Origin of the sequence: Deinococcus sp. QL22 (assembly GCF_023370075.1) — a bacterium.
Taxonomy (GTDB): domain Bacteria; phylum Deinococcota; class Deinococci; order Deinococcales; family Deinococcaceae; genus Deinococcus.
The window spans coordinates 1,820,001-1,838,408 of the sequence record NZ_CP097149.1 but is presented as its reverse complement, the minus strand read 5'-3'; the positions used below and the strand labels follow the sequence as shown (position 1 = coordinate 1,838,408).

10 protein-coding genes, 1 tRNA gene and 2 riboswitches (1 of these 13 cut by a window edge) are annotated in these 18,408 nt (G+C 64.9%); of the genes, 6 read left to right on the top strand and 5 right to left on the bottom strand.

Annotated elements, in window-relative coordinates:
- Window positions 1-37: 37 nt before the first annotated feature.
- The 5 genes from M1R55_RS09155 to M1R55_RS09135 all read left to right on the top strand — a co-directional run bounded on the left by M1R55_RS09155 (window position 38) and on the right by M1R55_RS09135 (window position 6,915).
- A tRNA-Asp gene (locus M1R55_RS09155) sits at window positions 38-113 on the top strand.
- A gap of 269 nt (window positions 114-382) precedes the next feature.
- A complete protein-coding gene (gene speA, locus M1R55_RS09150) occupies window positions 383-2,311 on the top strand; it encodes a biosynthetic arginine decarboxylase (protein WP_249391497.1) in 1,929 nt (642 codons plus the stop codon).
- Between the two features lie 116 nt (window positions 2,312-2,427).
- Entirely contained in the window at window positions 2,428-3,693 is a 1,266-nt protein-coding gene (locus tag M1R55_RS09145) for a class I SAM-dependent RNA methyltransferase (RefSeq protein WP_249391496.1), read from the top strand.
- 88 nt (window positions 3,694-3,781) lie between these two features.
- Window positions 3,782-3,868, top strand: a riboswitch (ZMP/ZTP riboswitch).
- Window positions 3,869-3,939: 71 nt separating this feature from the next.
- Entirely contained in the window at window positions 3,940-5,499 is a 1,560-nt protein-coding gene (gene purH, locus M1R55_RS09140) for a bifunctional phosphoribosylaminoimidazolecarboxamide formyltransferase/IMP cyclohydrolase (protein WP_249391495.1), read from the top strand.
- A gap of 540 nt (window positions 5,500-6,039) precedes the next feature.
- Entirely contained in the window at window positions 6,040-6,915 is an 876-nt protein-coding gene (locus tag M1R55_RS09135) for a bifunctional 5,10-methylenetetrahydrofolate dehydrogenase/5,10-methenyltetrahydrofolate cyclohydrolase (protein WP_249391494.1), read from the top strand.
- Between the two features lie 29 nt (window positions 6,916-6,944).
- Here M1R55_RS09135 and M1R55_RS09130 read toward each other — a convergent pair whose 3' ends face one another.
- From M1R55_RS09130 to M1R55_RS09110, 5 genes are all read right to left on the bottom strand, one after another.
- The gene (locus tag M1R55_RS09130) at window positions 6,945-7,979 is read right to left on the bottom strand and encodes an alpha/beta fold hydrolase family protein (RefSeq protein WP_249391493.1); all 1,035 of its coding nucleotides are present in this window, start codon (window positions 7,977-7,979) and stop codon (window positions 6,945-6,947) included.
- Complete coding sequence (locus M1R55_RS09125; RefSeq protein ID WP_249391492.1) at window positions 7,976-9,310, bottom strand: O-acetylhomoserine aminocarboxypropyltransferase/cysteine synthase family protein; 1,335 nt, start codon at window positions 9,308-9,310, stop codon at window positions 7,976-7,978. Before M1R55_RS09125 ends, M1R55_RS09130 begins: the two co-directional genes overlap by 4 nt.
- Before the next feature lie 142 nt (window positions 9,311-9,452).
- A riboswitch (SAM riboswitch) is annotated at window positions 9,453-9,555 on the bottom strand.
- A gap of 90 nt (window positions 9,556-9,645) precedes the next feature.
- Complete coding sequence (locus M1R55_RS09120) at window positions 9,646-10,035, bottom strand: Fur family transcriptional regulator (RefSeq protein WP_249391491.1); 390 nt, start codon at window positions 10,033-10,035, stop codon at window positions 9,646-9,648.
- A gap of 199 nt (window positions 10,036-10,234) precedes the next feature.
- On the bottom strand, window positions 10,235-13,120 hold the full coding sequence (locus M1R55_RS09115) for a GAF domain-containing protein (protein WP_249391490.1): 2,886 nt from the start codon (window positions 13,118-13,120) through the stop codon (window positions 10,235-10,237).
- A gap of 1,038 nt (window positions 13,121-14,158) precedes the next feature.
- Window positions 14,159-16,639: a tetratricopeptide repeat protein gene (locus tag M1R55_RS09110; RefSeq protein WP_249391489.1), complete on the bottom strand. Its 2,481-nt coding sequence runs from the start codon at window positions 16,637-16,639 to the stop codon at window positions 14,159-14,161.
- 220 nt (window positions 16,640-16,859) lie between these two features.
- Here M1R55_RS09110 and M1R55_RS09105 point away from each other — a divergent pair, with 220 nt between their 5' ends.
- Window positions 16,860-18,408: the 5' portion of a S8 family serine peptidase gene (locus M1R55_RS09105; protein ID WP_249391488.1), read on the top strand. It continues 278 nt past the right edge of the window; 1,549 of the gene's 1,827 nt are visible here — the first part of the coding sequence; the start codon lies at window positions 16,860-16,862; its stop codon lies beyond the right edge, outside the window.

The window sequence follows — 18,408 nt, the reverse complement described above, 5'->3', positions numbered from 1 at the left end:
GCCAGAATTGGTTGGTCAGTGTTCGCTCAACAAGAGTGGTCCGGTAGTGTAGCGGTTAGCATATCTGCCTGTCACGCAGAAGGTCGCGGGTTCAAATCCCGTCCGGACCGCCAAATACAGAGTTGAAAGAGAAGAGAGTGAGGCTGAATGCTTTGCTCTTTTTTTTGCTGGGTGCCGGTATGCGGGCATCTGCCCTGTGTCTTCTCCCTGTCAGCCCGCCGCAAATGCCATTCTTCCCCCCACTTGTGGCCGCGCTGTGCCGTATTATGCCCCCGGTTTCGCACGGCGTCCGTTGAGTGCCCATCTGCCCCGGCAGGTCTGATACTCCGAACCCCGCGCACGGCGAGCCTACCCCACTGCACTTCTTGGAGGAGGACGCCCCTTGACTACGACGCCCCTAAACCCCGGACAACCCTTTACCACCGTCGACGCCGCCGAACTCTATCAGGTGCCCAACTGGAGTGGCGGCTGGTTCCGCGTGTCCGACAAAGGCCAGATGGAAGTGACGCCTGCGCCCGGTTTGCACGCGCCGCTGCGGGCCATCATCGACGAAATCGTGGAACGCGGCGAGAGCCTGCCCGTGATTCTTCGCTTTCCGCAAGTGCTGGCCGGACGGGTCAAGCATCTGAACGAAGCCTTTGGCGCAGCCATCACCGAGTACGGCTACGGCGGCCATTATCAGGGCGTGTTTCCTATCAAGGTCAACCAGCGCCGCGCTGTGGTGGAAACGGTAGCCGCCGCCGGATACGACTACGCGCACGGCCTAGAGGCAGGCAGCAAAGCGGAGTTGGCGCTGTGTTTGGCCCAGCGGATGCACCCCGACGCCCTCTTGTGCTGCAACGGCTTCAAGGACGACGGCTTTATCAAGCTGGCCCTGTGGGGCCGCACCTTGGGCAAAAACGTGGTCATTACGCTGGAAAAGTACAGCGAACTTGACCGCGTGCTGAAACAGGCCAAAGCGTTAGGCGTGAAGCCTGCCATCGGCGTGCGCTTCAAGCTGCACGCACGCGGATCGGGGCAGTGGGAAGAATCGGGCGGCGATCAGGCCAAATTCGGATTGAACGCCTACGAGCTCCTGCGCGTGGTGGAGCGTTTGCGGGCCGAGAATATGCTCGATAGCTTGGTCATGCTGCACACCCATATCGGTTCGCAAATCACCGATATTCGCCGCGTGAAGGTGGCTGTGCGGGAAGCCACCCAGACCTACGCGGGCCTGATCGCCGCTGGCGCACAACTGAAATACCTGAACGTGGGCGGCGGCCTCGGCGTCGATTACGACGGCTCCAAGACCACCTTCTACGCCTCCATGAACTACACCGTGCGCGAGTACGCCGCCGACATCGTCTACACCGTACAGGAAGTCTGCCGCGCCCGTCAGGTGCCCGAACCCGTGATCATCAGCGAATCGGGCCGCGCCCTGACCGCCCACCACGCGGTACTGGTGATGCCCGTGCTGGACGTGACCGGGCCAACCCGCGACCTGGAAGACCTCGCGCCGCCCGAAGGCGACAGCCACCAGATCGTGAAGGACTTGGAAGAAGGGCTGGCGAATATTACCGCCCGCAACTACCGCGAGACGTACAACGACGCGGTAGGCGACAAGCAGACGCTGCACAACCTGTTTGACCTCGGCTACGTGACGCTGGCAGACCGGGCACGCGGCGAGGCGCTGTTCAACGCCATCCTCCGCAAGATCGCCAAAATGATTCAGCACGAGAAGTATGTGCCCGACGAACTGGAAGACCTGGAAAAGGTGCTGGCCGACAAGTTCATCTGCAACTTTTCGCTGTTCCAGAGTCTGCCCGACAACTGGGCGATTCAGGCGCTCTTTCCGATTGTGCCTGTAGACCGCCTGAACGAGCGTCCCACGCGGCAGGGCACGATTGTAGACATCACCTGCGACAGCGACGGCAAGATCGAGAAGTTTATCGACCTACGCGACGTGAAAGCCACGCTGCCTCTGCACGAGCCGGGGGGCAAGCCGTACTACCTCGGCGTGTTCCTGATGGGCGCGTATCAGGACGTGCTGGGCAGTTCTCACAACCTGTTCGGCAAGGTCAGCGAGGCCCATATCACGGTGCGTCCGGGCGGGCGCTACCACATCGACCTGTTTGTGCGCGGCCAGAAAGCCCGCCGCATGATCGAGTCGATGGGGTACGAGGAACCCATGCTGCGCGACGCGATTGAAGATCAGGCCGACGCTGCGATTAAAGCCAAAATGCTGACGCCGGAGCAGGAGACCGAGCTGCTAGAAGACTACGGCGAGGAACTGCTGGGCTACACGTATCTGGAGTACGAAGAAGAGGGTTGAAGAGAACTGAGCAAGAGTAGGGCGGCCAGCGGGAAGGGGCCGCCCTTATTCGTTTCCCAGACCCTTTCCTCGCCCGCTCCCTTTTCCCCCCGCCGCCCTGCGCTACCCTGTAGGTTATGTCTGACGCCGCACACACTCCCGCCACCCCAGCACACACAGGGTTGGTCACACTCGAAATAGAAAAATTAGTTGCCGGGGGGCTGGGACTGGCCCGCGACGCCGACGGTGTGGTGCTGGTACGCGGGGCATTGCCCGGTGAGCAAGTGACTGCCGCCCTACGCGATGGCCGGGGCGTGCGCCAAGGTGTGACCCGCGAAGTCTTGCGGGCCAGCCCTGACCGGGTAGAAGCCACCGCGCTGCCCACCGCCGACCTTGCCCACGCGTCGTATGCCGCGCAACTGGTTTTCAAGCGCGGCTTTGTGGAAGAAGCCCTGACCCGCATTGCCAAGGTGCGCCACACCGTGCAGGACACCGTGCCCAGCCCCCGCGAGTGGTTTTACCGCAACACGGCGCAGTATCTGGTGACGCCGGAAGGGTTTGCTTACCGCGAACGCCGGGGCACTGGGCCGCTGGTGGTAGGCGCTGACCCCCTCGTGATGCCGCAGATTCAGGCCATCATGGACAAGCTGGACACCGAACGCTTGGCCCCCGCCACCGAAATCGCCTTCCGCGCCAGCCTACTGACCGGCGAAGTGGTGGCTGCCGTGATCGGCGCGGGCGAGACGCGGGCCTTCCTGCGGGCCTCCGATCACCTGATGGAAGCGGGCGTGGTGGGCGTGTCGTTGGCGCAACCTGCCGGAAAACGCTTCAGCGCGGGCGTGCGCCTGATTGCGGGCGAGTCCGAGATTCGGGAGCAGTTTGGGCTGGTACAGGTCAGCGTGAGCGCCACCGGATTCGCACAGGTAAACCCCGAAGCGGCGGGTCTAGCCTACATAAAGGCCGCAGAACTGGCCGGAAAAGGGGAACATGCCGTGGACTTGTACGGCGGCGCGGGAGCCATTGGCCGCCACCTGTCACCCAGCTTCCGCAAGGTCACGGTGCTGGATTCCTCGCCCGAAGCCCTGTCGCGTGGCCGTCAGGATGTGGCCCTCAGTGGAGAAAAGAACGTGACCTATCGCAGCGGCGACGCGGCCCGGTTTAGCGAGCTGGGCACCGATGTAATCGTGGTCGATCCGCCCCGTGCCGGACTGGAACCCGAAGCCCGCGAGCATATCCACGCTTCTACCGCCGACCGCTTGGTGTACGTATCGTGCGACCCGGCTACGTGGGCACGTGACGTGGGCGACCTGACCCGGCGCGGCTGGAAACTGGGCGCAGTCATTCCACACGACTTTTATCCGCAGACCAGCCACATCGAAATCGTGAGCGTGCTGGAACGGTAACTGGAGCGGTCATTGGGGGAGCAGGCTCGTCCGAGTGGTCTGGACGTGCCGCCTCTCCCCCGCCGCCCGCACCCTGTATGCTGCGGCCACAGCGGGCGGCAACTGGCGCTGAACGTGGGGTCTACCACGGGGAAGCCGCCCAAGCAAGACTGGATCGCACGCCTGGGTCGGACGCATCACCGCTGCACGGTTAAGACTGTGCCGCTGGCTGGAGCGTCCGACTTTCGCTTGAACAGGAGGCTGGACATGACGGGACAGACGAAGAAACGGGCCTTGATTTCGGTGAGTGACAAGGCGGGCGTGGTGGACTTTGCGCGGGTGCTGGTGGAACGCGGTTGGGAGGTGCTGAGTACGGGCGGCACGCTGTCGGCCCTCACGGGGGCGGGCGTGGCGGCCACCGCCGTCAGCGACATCACGGGCTTTCCTGAGATTCTGGATGGACGGGTCAAAACCCTGCATCCCAGCATTCACGGCGGCATTCTGGCGCGGCGCGACGCGGGCCATTTGGCCGAGCTGGACGCCCACGGCATCGGCACGATTGATCTGGTGTGCGTAAACCTGTATCCCTTCCGCGAAACGGTGGCACGCGGGGCCGAATTTGCCGAGGCGATTGAGAACATAGACATCGGCGGCCCCGCCATGATCCGGGCCGCCGCCAAAAACTATGCAGGCGTGCTGATCCTCGTTGATCCGGCAGATTACGCATTGGCCTTGCAGGACGAGGTGACGGAGGCAGACCGCCGCCGCCTCGCCGCCAAAGCCTACCGCCACACCAGCGAGTACGACGCGGCGATTACGGCCTATCTGGACGGCTCATCGGACACTCTGCCGACCCAGTTGCCGCAAGCGCTGACGCTTGAACTCTCGCGGGTGGCCGAGGTGCGTTACGGCGAAAACCCCCACCAACCCGGCGCGATCTACCGCTGGGGCGCGGCGCGGGGGCCAGTGCTGGATGCCCGCGTGGTGGCCGGGAAGCCCATGAGCTTCAACAATTATGCCGATGCCGACGCGGCTTACGCCCTATGTGGCGAACTGGCCGCGCAGGAAACCGAGGCAGGCGACCCCCGACTGGTGTGCGTGGCGGTCAAGCACGGCAACCCGTGCGGCGTGGCGGTGGCTGATAGCGTGCACGCGGCCTGGGAACAGGCCCGCGACGCCGATACGCTGAGCGTGTTTGGCGGCGTGGTGGCGGTCAGCGGTGCAGTGGATCTGGCAGCGGCCCAGGCCATGCGCGGTACTTTTCTGGAAGTGCTGATCGCGCCGGACGTGACGCCTGAAGCCGTGGAATGGTTCGCGGCCAAAAAGCCCGACCTGCGCGTGCTGATCGCCGCGCCCACCTCCGCCGTCAGCGTGCTGGACTTGCGCCCCATCGCAGGCGGATTCGCCGTGCAGGAGCGCGACGCCCGCCCCTGGGCCGACCTCTGCCCCGAAGTGGTCACGGCCCGCCAACCCACCGATACCGAGTGGGCCGACCTGCGCTTTGCCTGGGGTGTGGTCAAACACGCCCGCAGTAACGCGGTGGTGCTCGCACGCGGCGGCGTCACTGTGGGCCTGGGTGCTGGAGCGGTAAGCCGCATCTGGGCCGCCGAACGCGCCGTAACCAACGCCGGAGAGCGGGCGGTGGGCGCGGTGCTGGCCTCGGAAGCCTTCTTCCCGTTTGACGATGTGGTGCGGCTGGCAGCGGGCGCGGGCGTCCTGAGCATCCTACAACCGGGCGGCGCAAAACGTGACCCGGAAGTGATCGCGGCGGCCAACGAACTGGGCCTGAGCATGGTGTTTACGGGGTCACGCCACTTCCGGCACTAAGTTTGGGTTGAGGGGCGGAAGGTCTAAGGGTCTAGGGCCTGAGGGTTTAAGCAATGACGGGAGGGCAATCGCTGGCGCTCACTCACCCCCTCTGCTGGCGCAGCGGTCAGACGTCCTCATGGGGAGGAATGGCTTGCTCATGCGAGTCCGTTTATGACGACAGTCCGTTCTGAGCAAGAAGCTCTGCGAGTCCCAACCTCCGCCCTCTCCTGCGGAGCTGTACCAGCCGAGGGTGAGGAGCAAAAACCACGACACCGCCACCCCACACCGTCCCCGCCCCCATCTGTGTGGCCGTCGTCAACGCAATGGGCGGGCCAATTCCAGCTTCAAGACGACTGGCAATTCCGCTTCAGATGAACGATTTCGCCAAGTCTGAATGCGACAAGATCAATCCTCCTCAGCGGACTCGCAGAGCTGCGAAGCAGAGCGCCGCTCCCCCTACCCGGTGGGGTACTTGCAAAGCTGCGAACCAGAGGGGGTGGGGTAAAGCGTGGGACAGGCCCCAAAAATCCCGCCCAATTCCCCAAATAAGGAGCCAACATGTCAACCCTCATCCTCGGCAAACCGCTGGCCGACCCCGTGACCGAAGGCGTCAAGTCAGCCCTAGCCATCTGGCAGCAAGAAGGATTCCAGCCCCATCTGGTCAGTGTGCTGGCCTCTGACGACCCGGCCTCGCGGGTGTATGTGCAGAGCAAGGCGCGGCGGGCCGGGCAACTCGGCGTGCGTTTTACGGTGCGCGACCTGGGCGCAGAGCTGGGGCCAAAGCTGACGCAAGACGCCCTGAATGCCGAACTCCGGGCATTGTCCGAGCAGGAAGACGTGCAGGGCATCGTGCTGGAATTGCCGCTGGCAGCAGGGCTAGACCCTGACCTGAGCCTGCTGCATCTGGCCCACCGCAAAGACGTGGAAGGTCTGACGCCCGCCAACCTCGCCCTCGTGACGGCGGGCCGCGAACAGGAAGCCATTTTGCCGCCCACGCCGCGTTCGGTGCGCTTCCTGCTGCGCTCGGTACTGGGCGACGACCTGCGCGGTCTGCGCGTGGCCGTGATCGGGCCGGGGCGCACTGTGGGCCGCCCGCTGACATGGATGCTGGGCAACCGGGGCATGACCGTGACCGTGTGCACCGAACATACCCGCGACCTGGCGGCGGTGCTGGCCCCGCAAGACGCCGTAGTGATTGCGGTGGGCAAGCCCGGATTGCTGCGGCCCCAGCAGGTGCAGCCTCATCATGTGGTGGTGGACGCGGGAATTAACGTGACCCCCAACGGCGTGGTCGGGGACGCCGCGCCCGAAGTGGCCGATGTGGTGCGGGCCTTCACCCCTGTGCCGGGCGGCGTCGGCCCACTGACCAGCGCCCTGATGTACCAAAATCTGGTGCGGGCCGTGAAGATGCAGCGGGGGGAGGCGGTGGAGTGAACGCTAGGAGGGAGGTCTAAGAAAGGCTCTTAGGCACGCAAAAACGCCCCGACCTTTTCCGGCAATTCGCCCGCATCCATCAAGAAAGCGTCATGGCCGTGAATGGAATCGAGTTGCCAGTAGGTACCGCGCCGCAACTGGGCCGCGTGCGCCTGCACTTCTGCCGCCGGGTACAGTACATCGCTGCTGATGCCCACCACCAGCACGGGCACGCCGATGCAGGCCAGTTCGGCGTCGCCCGGCTGGAAGGCGTCCATGGCGCGGGTCAGGGTCACGTAGGTGCGCTCGCAGAAGCGTTCGGCCAGCTTTTCGCCCTGATAGTTGAGGTAGGACGTGATGGCAGGCACGCCGGGCCGCCGCGTGCTGGGGCCGCTCTGGGTAGCCGCCAAACTGTCGGGGCTGCGGTAGCTGAGCATAGCGATCTGGCGGGCCACCTTCAGGCCTTCTCCTCCCGGCGCGGCGGCAATGGCGCTGCGGGCGGCGCTGTTCAGGCCGACAGCCCACGGCGAATGGCGGGCGGGTGCGCAGATGATGACGGCCCGTTCCACCAGATCGGGGCACTCCAGCAGCCACGCATAGGCCAGCATCCCGCCCATGCTCGCGCCGATCACGCGCACGCGGCCCACGCCCAGATGCCGCAGAAGTTCGCGGCCCACGCGGGCCATATCGCGCAGGGTGAGGGCCACCGGCTCGCCGCCCACGGTCGGCAATTCGGACGGCCCGCTGCTGCCCGCACAGCCGCCCAGCACGTTGGCGCACACCACGAAGTCGCAGCTGGGGTCAAGCGGCTTGCCCTGACCCAAAAAGTCGGGCCACCACTCGTGAACCGCGCTGGTTCCGGTCAGGGCGTGCAGCACCAGGGTGGCGTCTGGGCGGGCCTCGCCGTAGGTGTGATAGGTCACGCGCACATTGTTCATGGGCTGGCCGCAGTCGAGCAGCAGCGGCCCTGCGCGAAACAGGGTCACGGTGTGGCGGCGCGGCAGACATCGCTCCGGGGCGGCCTCGTCCGGTTTGAATGCTTCGGGCGGGGGCAGAAGTTCCGGTACAAAACTCACGGCGGTCATACGCCTTCCGCGTCCACGAGGGCGGCGGCCAAGGCCTGAGCAAAGTCCTCGCGGATGTCGTCTATATGCTCGATGCCCACCGACACGCGCACCAGTCCCGGCGTGACTCCAGCCGCCGTGCGCTGTTGGTCGTCCAGTTGCGAGTGCGTGGTGCTGGCCGGATGAATGACCAGGGTGCGGGTGTCTCCAACGTTGGCGACGTGCTGGGCCAACTGCACCGAACTGATGAAGGCCTCGCCCGCCGCACGTCCGCCGCGCAACTCGAAGGTGAGGACTGCGCCGCCCCCACGCGGCAGATAGGTCTGGGCGCGGTCGTAGTGGGGGTGGTTGCTGAGGCCGGGGTAAGTCACGCGGGACACGTCGGGGTGGGCAGCCAGCCACACCGCCAGCGCATGTGCGTTCTGGGCGTGGCGCTCGGCCCGCAGACTCAGGGTTTCTATACCCTGCAGGAATTGCCACGCCTGCTGAGGAGCCAGAGTCGGCCCCAGATCACGCAATCCCTCGGTGCGGGCGCGGGTAATGAAGGCCACGTTGGGCAGCCCCAGCGCGTTGCCCTCGCCAAAGGCTTCCCAGAAATTCAGGCCGTGATAGCTGGGACTCGGCTCGGTCATCAGGGGGTAGCGGCCATTGCCCCAGTCGAACTTGCCGCCATCTACGATCAGCCCGCCGATGCCGTTCCCGTGTCCGCCGATCCACTTGCTGGCCGAATGCAGCACGATGTCCGCGCCGTGCTTGAAGGGCTGGCAGTAGTAGCCGCCCGCCCCAAAAGTGTTGTCTACGAACACGGCCACACCCTTGGCATGGGCAGCTGCCGCAATCGCCTCGAAGTCTGGAATATTCAGCGCCGGATTGCCGATGGTTTCCAGGTACACGGCGCGGGTGCGGTCATCGATCAGGGCGGCAAATTCTTCGGGACGCTCGTCTTTGCCCGTAAAGCGAACCTCTATGCCCAACCGCCGCAGCGTGACCCGGAACTGGTTTACCGTGCCGCCGTACAGGTTGGGCGTGGAGACGATGTTGTCTCCGGCCTGGGCCACATTGGTGATGGCGAGGAACTGGGCCGCGTGCCCGCTGGCAACGGCGAGTGCGCCCACACCGCCTTCCAGCGCGGCAATCCGTTCTTCCAACACCGCGTTGGTGGGGTTCATGATCCGGCTGTAGATGTTGCCGAAGGCCCGCAGCCCAAACAGGTTGGCGGCGTGTTCCGGAGACTCGAACACGTAGGAATTGGTGGCGTAGATGGGCACGGCCTGAGCACCGGTGGTGGGGTCGGGGCGCTGCCCGGCGTGGACTTGCAGGGTTTCGAAGTGAGGTTTTTTGATGTTGGTCATGGAGCGGCCCTCCGGCAAGACAACAGATTGTCTGGGGTGGATGGGGGAGCCAACCGGAATGGAAAGCGCCCCCTCTCTTGGGGAAAAGAGAAGGGGCGAAAATATTCATCGCGTGACCTTCCCGGATCGTTCCCGTCGGGCGCAGTCATCGTTAACGCGCCTTTGGGCTGGCCTTGGCACCGTGACGCAATGAGGTTCGGTTGCCGCGCCGTCTACGAGCCAGTTCTCTCGGGCGCTCTGGATTGGGGTCGCTTCACGCGGAAGCTGACTTAAGGTATCAAGTCAGGCGGCGGGGGGCAAGTGGGGGAGCAGATACAGGGCAGTGGACAGCAGACTCAGGCGGAAGCGGCGGCGCACTGCGGGCATTGCCCATACAGCGTGACCTCGTGGGCCTCCACGATAAATCCGCCCGGATAAACCGTGCCGCGTGGCAGGGCCACCGGGCAGGTGTGCAGCGTAAACACGCGCCCACAGCGGGTGCAGGAAAAATGATGGTGGTGGCCTTTGCCGCTGGCCTCGTAGCGCGTTTCGCCGTCCAGCGTCACCGGGTGAATGCGGCCCTGTTCGGTCAGCAGTTTGAGGGTGCGGTACACCGTAGCAATGCCCAGACCGGGCAGATCAGAAAGGGCACGCTCATGCACGTCACCTACGGCCAACGGGCCTTCCGCACCCTCCAGCACGTGGGCAATCACATCACGTTGACGGGTCGTGCGCGTGGCAGTCATCTCTGAATGCTAGCAGACTTGGGCTGGGCAGTTGAGAAATAGGAATCAATAGGGCGGGTGGAGTGCAGAGACGGCGTGACACTGCTCCTTGATCTAGAAAACTCGCGAAGGCGGTGGGAGTGTCAGGACGGAAACCTAAAAACCTCGCGCTGAGACGAGGTTCGTGGTGGTGTATCTGAAGGGATTCGAAGCCCTTCCATCACCGAACCCTGCCCGTGTCTGCGTCTGCGGCCTGTTCTTCTGCTCCTTTGAAGTCCACCTGACCTTCAGCCAGTTCACCTTTGGGCAGCGTGAACGAGAAGGTCGCGCCCTGATCCAGCACTCCCTCTGCGGTCACCGTCCCGCCGTGCCGAGCCACAACCCGGCGTACATTTGCCAGTCCCACGCCGGTGCCCTCAAACTCCTCCTGACGATGTAGACGCTGAAACACGCCAAACAGTTTGTGGGTGTAGCGCGAATCGAACCCCACTCCGTTGTCCCGTACACAGACGCGCCACTCGTGTGGGCCGTCCTCTGCCCAGATCTCAATCCGTGCCTCTGACTTGCGGGCGGTGTATTTGAGGGCGTTGCTGAGTAAGTTCTCAAAGACTTGTCGGAGCAAGCCCTGATCCCCCATCACCCGGGGCAGAGGGCCTATGACCCAGACGATCTGCCGCTCTACGGCGTCCAACTCAAGAGTGGCCCGCACGGCCATCACCAACGCGTTCAGATCCACCCATTGGAAAGAGAGGGTGTGCCGGGACGTGCGCGAGAGATCCAGCATCGCATCGATCAGGGTGTTCATCCTCACCGCCGCCTGATCGATGATGCTGAGATACCGGGCTGACTTCTCGTCCAGACGGTCATCCAGCGTCTTGCGGAGCAAATTACCGAAACTTGTCATGTGGCGCACCGGCGTGCGCAGGTCATGCGAGACCGAGTAAGCAAAAGCTTCCAGCTCCTCGTTGGCCGCGCCGAGCGAGCGGGTTCGGGCGTCCAGCATGTCGCGTTGGACAGTCACCATCCGGGTCTGCCGCGCCCGGTCCAGGGCCAGATCCAGACTGCGACCGACCGCGCGGAAGATTCCCTTGCTCCGTTCATCCCAAGTCGGCGACGTCTGTGACCCGATCATCAACACGCTGTCCAGTGTTCCGTCCATAAAGTAGGGGTAGCCGGCAACTGCCTGATAGATCCCCGACTCTGGGATCAGCAGCCCGGTGTCCTGCCAGTGATCTATATACGCGGCTGTGTTCTGCCGGAGCCCCAGGGCGATGCTGGAGTGCTGCAGTGGGAAGCCCTGCCGTAAGTGAGGCAGGAGGGCAGGATCCGCCGAGGGGCTCCAGACCGCCGCACTGAAGAGATCACCATCACGCTCGAAGTAAGCGGCTTCCACATCACAGGTCTCGTGCAGCAGGGTGATGGCCTGCCCGACCAAGACCTGAACATCCGTTTCGCTGCCGACCAGCTCGGCAAAGCGCGTGAAGGCTGACAGGGCGGTGCGCTCCTCGTCCAGCGACTTCGTCTTGGCGGCCCGGTCCAGTGCCAACTCCAGGCTATGCACGGTCGTCTCCAGCACCACCCGGTCCACGCTCGACCAGTGCCGCTGGTCGAACAGCACGAACGCCAGGACGCCAATTAGCGCTCCCTCCTCCCGCAGCGGCAGCGTGGCAGTCGCACTGAAGTGGCCCGCGAGTGAAGGCAGATTGTCGGTGTCCTGGTCGTAGACGTCCTGGTAGTACGGTTGCCCCGTCGTCCAGGGGATGACCAGGTTCTGGGTTTCCGCATACGGGAGGCCAGCGTCGACCGCAGCCTGCAACTCGGGCGAGCGGAGCGTACCGTGTTGCACGCGGCTGTACCACTGGCCGTCTTCGAGGACATAAAACGACACCGCCCCGTCCACGAGCATGGACATCATCACCTCCAGCGCGCGCCGGATGAGCAGGAGTGGGTCGGTGGTGAGCGCCAGGTCGCGCGTCAGCTCCGCGAAGGCTTCCAGGGCCCGGGTGCGGGCCTGCAACTCGGTGTTCTGGAGCGCCAGCCGACGGGTGGTTTCGGTGCGTTCCAGCGCCAGGTTCAGGCTCCGCCCCACCGACCGCAGCAGCGCTTTGTCTGCTTCAATCCAGGTGCGGGTGCCCCGGAGACCGATGGACAACACCCAGTGCAGTCCACCGTCCATTACGAGCGGATAGTTGGCCGCAGCGCCGTATTCCTCGCTGGAGGCCACCCCCTCCCGTTCGGCGTCCCAGGCGTCCGTGAACACCGGCTGCCGGGTGTGAGACACTTCCGCGAACAGCGGGGTCTCCAGCGGAAGCCCAGCCGTGATCAGCGCGACCAGTTCAGGGCGCATGTCCTCGCTCCAGACACGCGCCTTCCATAGGTTCCCTTCCTCCTCGTAGTAGACGATGCTCGCTCCCAGAAAGCGGCCCTGGAGCACGGTGATCGCCTGCCGGATCAGCGTGGGCAGATCGGTCTCACTGCCGACCGCCTCGGTAAACGCCACGAAGGCGGCCTGGGCGGCCCGTTCCTCCTCCAGCTGCCGGGTGCGATCCTCGACCCGGTCTTCCAGCATCCCGGTCGCTTGTGCGCGTCCGAGAGCGACGGCGCACTGGGCCGACAGAATCTTGAGGAAGCGTCGTTCTGCGGAGGTGAAGTGGTGCGGCTCCTTAAAGTCCAGCACGATGACCCCGAGCGGCCGGTTGTCCAGGAACATCGGCAGCGCTGCGTTGGCGATCGCTGCCAGTCCCCCAGTGCGGCTCTCGAGTTCTGGATAGGCTTCCTTCAATGCACCGGCGTACTCGAAGTACAGGGCCTCACGCATCCGCAGGATGTCAGCGATCACCACATGGTCTTCGATCGGGCCTTCCTGCCAGATGGTCGGGGTTCCGTCTTCGTAGCCCTGACTGCCCGCGATCTTCAGCTGTTGATCGGTCTGGTCGACGAGCAGCAGGATCCCGGCGACGGCTCCGAGGGCGTTCACAGCCGGGGTGAGCACGATCTCGATGACCTCGCGCTCCGTGCGGGTTGCCGCGAGTGTTTCGATGATCTCCTGAAGATTTTCTGCCAGAGCAGCGAAGGGCCCCAGATCGGAGCCAGGCGGCGAAGTCATGGCTCAACATAACGGCTGTATCCCCTGGGAGCTGTTGTCGGACTCTTAACTTGGTGCGCAACCGGCCGTCTATGCCGTGGTCGATGAGTGCTGTGCTGGACGTCCCTTTCCTACCGCGCACGAGGAGTCCAGGGCGACACCTCGACGCCCGGCTCAACACGTCTTGGGTAGGCCGCTGGCGTGCTCTGGACTTTCTGAGACGATCTGATACGGACTCCGCTCCATTCCGCCACAACCGGAATCCGTATGAGCCGCGCCTTTCAGCTTCGGCGCTTACCCGCAGTCGGTGGTGTGGTGGTCACCCCTGGTGGACAGTTCAGCGGCGCAACAAAGGGCCTGAAATGGTCTGAGACACGCAGGTCAATCTAAGACATGTGCTGGGCGATGCGGTGTGCCCCTCCGGTGGTTCAGACGTTGTGAAGTCTTGTTCGGTGCCCGGAGAGGCGCCTTTCCACCGACGTTCCAGTCGGCAGCCTTCTCGCGCTGCCCACCCCCTCAACTCCTGACGCGAGGGCGGCCCGGAGCCTCATTCCGCACGCATCCCTGCAAGAGCTTTGGTGCCATACGTTCCCGGTCAGATCATCCCGACACTGAATCTGGTCGACAGGGATGAACCGTGAGGACAGGCCACCACTCTGAACGAAGGGGTCAATATCACCTCAGAATGCCGGGTGATCCACGACAAGGCGCATGACACTCGACTGTAGGAGGCCTGGGCACCTGATCACGATTGCGGAGCGGCCTTCAGCAAAGCGGATACCCGCCGTCACCTCCCCGGCTGGGTCGAGCGCCCGCACAGTCACACGCTCGAAACTGCCGATGTCTTCCGTCGGATATGTCTGGTCATACTCCCCGCCCTGCACGCTGAACCTGCCTCCCTTGACTGCGAAGCAGGACAACAGGGCTCACAGAGACACAGAGATCACGTGGGGAACGCCTAGGAAGGAGACCGCTCGGGCGCGTTCAGGTCAACCGGGGTATGAGGCGGCTGGTCGCAGGCCCGGTACAGCGCAGCGCCGAACTGAGATTGGGCCGCGCTCAGCCGTCTTCCAGGATCTGACGAGCCTGCTCCAGGTGACGGCGTTCCTGGTCGGCGGCCTCCAGCTCCCCCTGGCCCTCGTGCCAGCGGATCAGGTGCTGACGGCTGTCGAGATCCAGCGGATCGGCGGTGATCAGGGTGCGCAGCGCGTCGCGTCGCCGGACGTCGCCTTCCGGCTGCGCGGCGGCGTGGGTGCGCAGCGCGTCATGCAGGAGCCGCTCTGCCTGCTCACGTTCTTCCGGCAGTTCGCTGGGAAGATCAGGAAAGGCGCTCAGGGGGGCGGTCAGGGGTCTCAGCAACGCCGCGAGACGGGCAGCGTCCAGTTGCTGCAGGGCCGTGCGGAGATCCAGAAGATCGCTGTGAACTGGAAACAGCAGCGAGAGCTGACCGCGTTCGGTGCTGACCAACGCGGTACCAAAGGTGCTGCGCAGGTGATAGACGGCGGTCTGAAGGCTGGCCAGCGGATTTTTCGCCCCGGGCCAGAAGCGGTCGGCGAGGGCCTCACGGCTCTGGGGCCGCTCAGAGAGTGCCAGGGCCATCAGCAGCGCCGCACTTTTGCGGGTCGGAAAATCTGCCAGGTGCCAGGTGCGCCCCGCATGCTGAACCCGGAGGGGGCCCAGCGCCTGAACACGAAGTGGAAACAGCGTGCGGGTTTCAGGATCGCGGGCCACTTCCACCAAGCGGTGGGCGGCCCGGCTGCCCAGCAGCGGCAGGTAGCCCTGCGTCCGGATCAGCTGCAGGGCCTTGGTCAAGTCCTCCGACGTGCCGCGGTGGAGCAGCGCGGTGGCCAGTTCCAGCCGGGCTTCCTCATCGCGGGCGGCGGCAATCACTCCATCCAGTTCGCCCTGCCCCTGAAGAGCCGCTTCCAGATCGGCGCGCAGGCCGAGTTGCCGGGCCTGATTCAGGGCGACCTCGGCCTGCGGCCCCTGATCCAGTTCGCGGTGGGCCCGGGCCTGCAGCAGGGCCGCCTCAGCGCGCAGGGTCTGATCCTGGGTGGTGATTTTTTCCAGCCACAGCAGCGCCTGCGCTGGCTGGCCACGGTGCAGTGCCAGCAGAGCCTCCACACGCCGGATCCACCCGCCGGCGTCTCCCCTCTCCCCATCGCCGAGCAGACTGCGGGCAGCCTGGATGTGAGTTTCGGTGCGGCCAAAGTCGCCCAGGGCCGCGTACACCTCCGCAAGGTTCAGGTGGGTCATGGCCGCGTCTTGGGGCGAGCTTGATTGAAGTTCCAGCGCCTTGCCGTACGGAACGAGAGCCTCTTGCAGCAACCCGCGTCCGAATTGCAGCCCGCCCAACGTCTCGAGACTGCGAACCTCGCGCGGGGTATCGCCTGCAGCCCGGAAGGCCGCCACAGCCTGGCCCAGACTCCGCTCGGCCTCTGCGTGGCGGCCCGTCTGAATCAGCAGCAGCGCGCGGTTCTGGTTGGCTTCACCGGCAGTCACACCCAGGCTCCCGGTGGCCACCTCAAAGTCAGCCAGGGCCGCCCCGATCTGGCCGCGCATGGCCCGCACGACGCCACGCGCATTGTGGGCCGTCGCCAGCAGGCCAGCTTCCAGGCCCTCCAGCGCGTGGGTATAGAGCGCTTCCGCTTCGTCCAGGTCACCGCTGCTGCGTGCCAGCAGACCCGCCAGATACAGCGCGGCTGGGGCCTGCCGCCACGCGACTGGCACGCGGGCCAGGCGGGCCCGCAGACTGGTCTCGCCCTGTCCAGCACGCGCATTTTGCGCCAACACCTGTAGATGCTGGGCCCAGGCACCTGCACCAGCCAGCGTATTCAGTGCGGCAGCCTCGTGGCCAGCGCTATTCAGAACCTGGGCCGCCTGCCCGGCCACAACGGGATCAGGCACCGGGCACAGTGCACGGCGCAGGAGCTCTGGAAACGTCCACCCACCGGGCACCGGCCACAGCCAGCCTCCGTCGGCCAGCCTGTCGAGGTCGACCAGATCCACCTCCAACGCTGCCGCCACGGCCGGATTCACCAGGGCCGAGGTAGCCAGGCGCGCGGCCGAGGACGTGAGATCGGCTGGGGGCCAGTCAGGGGACAGCAGAACCCGCACCTGGGGGTCGCGGGGCAATTCATCCACGGACGGCAGGGCCAGACCGGCCTCTGGTGTTCTCAGCCGCTGCACGACGCTCAGCGCCGACGGCCAGTCCCCGTAGGCAGTGATGACGGCTTCCCGCCAACTGTCCGGGGTGTCGGGGAGTACGTCCCAGGCTTCCGGCGCCGGGAGGAGATCGCCTGGACGAACAAACAGGGCGTCCTGATGCTCGGGCCTCAAATCTCCCAGCGCCTTCCGGGACGCCGGACACCACAACCACTCCCGGTCACCAGGGCCCGGCAGCGTATCCAGCACCGTCCAGCCTCTGGCATGCGCCCAGGCACGCAGCGCGGCTTGACCCGCCCCCACGTCGACTGGGGCCACCACCCCCAGCCGCGTTTCATTCAGCGCCCGCAAGAGCGGGGCGGGCAACGCGTCCATCGGCCCACTATAACTCCGTCACCAGCGGCATTTTCAGAACTTTAGGCGTCCAGGAGCGCTGCTTCACACTTCCTTAAGCCTGCGCTTGCCCCCATCAACAGGCAGATTTGTGAAGTGCTTTTGAGTTTTTTTTGAGTTCTGTTTGCTGGAATGAGGGCATCTCAAATTTCCCGTTGCTCTATGCGTATCGACCTCTGTCCCAAACGTCAGGAGACTCACGATGAAACAGTTCACTGCTTGCAGCCTCGGCCTTACCCTTCTTCTCGCCTCCTGCGGCCAGACCACCCCCCAAGTCGCTGAATCTGGTGCGGCGACCCTCACGCCTCTCGCGGCGCGGGCGCAAACACAGGTCACCGCCCTGACGGCCTGTCAGGCCCTGTACTCCACAGCGCCCAGCACCGTGCAGGTGGACAGCACCATGCGTTACGGCCAGGTTGGCACGTTGATCCTGTCCTTTGCAGACGACGCCAGCAAAGGCCGCGCGATCACCTGGATGGACTCCAATCTTCCGGTCGACCTGGGCCAGGGTCTGGGTGCACTCACGACCCTACCGGTGGTGGCCGTCAAGACCCTGATCACCCCGCAACTGGTCGACAGTCTCCAGCGCAACCTGCCGGGCCTGGTGTCGGTGTACCAGGACGCTCCGCTGCGCTACCAGCTGGCCGAGAGCGTCAAGTTCATCGGTGCTGACAGCGCGCAGAGCACCTACAGCGTCAGCGGCAAGGGGGTGGGCGTGGGCATTATCGACTCCGGTGTCGATGCCAGCCACCAAGACCTGACGCACGTGGCGAAGAACGTCAAACTGGCTGGGCCTATCACGGATACGCCTGCCGGCGGCTACCTCTACGCTGACCTGCCGAACACTGACACCACCAGCGGGCACGGCACCCACGTGGCCAGCACGATCGGCGGCTCAGGTGCCGCTTCGGCAGGCAGCGCCCGCCTGCGCCGCGGAGTCGCGCCCGGCGCTACCATCGTCGGCGTCGGCGCGGGTGACGGCCTGAGCATCCTGTACGCTCTGCAGGGCTTTGACTACCTGATGAAGCCCGAAATCCGCGAAACTTACAACGTCCGCGTCATCAGCAATTCCTGGGGCTCCAGCGGCGAGTTCGCGCCCTACAACCCCATCAGTTTGGCCGCCAAGCGTGCCTACGACGCCGGCATGGTCGTCGTATTCGCCGCCGGGAACGAAGGCCCCGGCGCCAACACCCTGAATCCCTACTCAGCCAGCCCCTGCGTGATCAGTGTGGCAGCCGGCGATAAGCAGGGCTACCTGGCGGACTTCAGCAGCCGGGGCCGCGCCGGCGAAACCAACGTCCATCCGGACGTCACCGCCCCCGGAGTCGACATCAGCGCTGCCCGCGCCCTGACCGGCCTGGCCGCAACCACCGTGCCGGATCTCGACAATCCTGTGTATGCCACCATCAGCGGCACGAGCATGGCAACCCCGCATATCAGCGGCGTGGTGGCCTTGATGCTCGAAGCCAACCCCAAGCTCAATCTGGACAGTGTACTCAGCCTGTTCAAGCAGACCAGCCGCCCCATGTACTACACGCAGGCCGCCACCAGTGGCCTGGATCCCGCGCAGGTGGTCGTCAAGAAACGCGAGCTGTGGGAAGTGGGGTTCGGCTATGTAGACGCCAACGCCGCGGTGCGCGAGTCGGTCAAACTCAATCCCAGCCGCTCCACGGTGCAGACCACAGCGCTGCCGGGCTGGACCGGTACCGTGAATCCGGCGGTGTGCGCGCCGACCGCCGGCTGCGTGGCGA

Excerpts from the sequence above, each read along its gene's own strand:
- M1R55_RS09145 (WP_249391496.1), top strand. The coding sequence starts at position 2,428 with ATGTCTGACGCCGCACACACTCCCGCCACCCCAGCACACACAGGGTTG.
- purH (WP_249391495.1), top strand. The coding sequence starts at position 3,940 with ATGACGGGACAGACGAAGAAACGGGCCTTGATTTCGGTGAGTGACAAG.
- M1R55_RS09135 (WP_249391494.1), top strand. The coding sequence starts at position 6,040 with ATGTCAACCCTCATCCTCGGCAAACCGCTGGCCGACCCCGTGACCGAA.
- M1R55_RS09130 (WP_249391493.1), bottom strand. The coding sequence starts at position 7,979 with ATGACCGCCGTGAGTTTTGTACCGGAACTTCTGCCCCCGCCCGAAGCA.
- M1R55_RS09125 (WP_249391492.1), bottom strand. The coding sequence starts at position 9,310 with ATGACCAACATCAAAAAACCTCACTTCGAAACCCTGCAAGTCCACGCC.
- M1R55_RS09120 (WP_249391491.1), bottom strand. The coding sequence starts at position 10,035 with ATGACTGCCACGCGCACGACCCGTCAACGTGATGTGATTGCCCACGTG.
- M1R55_RS09115 (WP_249391490.1), bottom strand. The coding sequence starts at position 13,120 with ATGACTTCGCCGCCTGGCTCCGATCTGGGGCCCTTCGCTGCTCTGGCA.
- M1R55_RS09110 (WP_249391489.1), bottom strand. The coding sequence starts at position 16,639 with ATGGACGCGTTGCCCGCCCCGCTCTTGCGGGCGCTGAATGAAACGCGG.